The following is an 871-nucleotide window of genomic DNA, read 5'->3' on the forward strand; positions in this document are numbered from 1 at the left end:
ATTCCATCTGCATGGTATTCTTCAGTTTGGAGATGTTCGTCTCCACTCCCCAGCGCCTGAAGTACAGGTCCCCGAACATATCGTTTTCAAACCCCTCTTCCTGCCATAGGTTGGTCGCGATCACCTCCGTGGTCGACTGCAGTTCTACCCTGACCAAGCGTATGCGGATCCTTGTTGAGCTGTCCGTGGCGAACCCGCTCTGGCGCAGGCCGCTGATGGAGGCCTGGGTTGGGGCAAGCTCGATGACCTGGGAAACCTTTCCCGTCTTCAGGAATCTCTTGACAAACTTCAGCGAATCCTTCGCCCTGATCACGAACTTGCGCTCGCTCTCCTGCCAGCTATGAAGCGCAAACATCTTGAACGTTGAATAGTACCTGTCATAGATGGCAATGGAGTCCAAGGGCAGTTCCTCGATCCAATGGGAAGCCAGGGTCAGCTCGCTGGTCCGGTATGGGGCTATGCAGGCATGGGTCACCAGGTCGTTCAGCACATCGTAGTGATAGAAGGTCTTTGCCTGCACGAAGCTCGAGTTCTGGTTGCTCTGGCCGCCAAAGTTGGCCTGCAGGGAAGGCGTGTTCACCAGGGCAAGGTTGGAGCCGTCAACTGCGATCAGGCGATAGCCCATCCATCTCCTGGTATCCCCCGGTGCATGGCGCAGGAAGCTCTCGCAGAGCACCCGGTTCCAGACCAGGAAGAAAAGGGGGCTCAGCTTGCTCCTCTGCTGGGAAAAGGCACTCACCGAGCAACTGATCTTCTTGCCCAGCTCACCAAAGAAACCTTCCAGTTCGACAGAGAGGGTCCGCTTGCACATCTTGGCGATCAGCAGGACCAATCTCTCGAAATTGAGCTTCCGGTCCCGGGTGAAATGGGT

Annotated in this window: 1 protein-coding gene; it reads right to left on the reverse strand. The window is 56.3% G+C overall.

From position 1 onward, the window contains the following. The coding region (locus tag CRT24_RS20720) for an IS4 family transposase (protein WP_144034598.1) at positions 1-871 on the reverse strand (871 nt) is incomplete at both ends.

It is taken from the genome of Sphingobacterium sp. 1.A.5 (genome assembly GCF_002734235.1).
Classification (GTDB): Bacteria; Bacteroidota; Bacteroidia; order Sphingobacteriales; family Sphingobacteriaceae; genus Sphingobacterium; species Sphingobacterium daejeonense.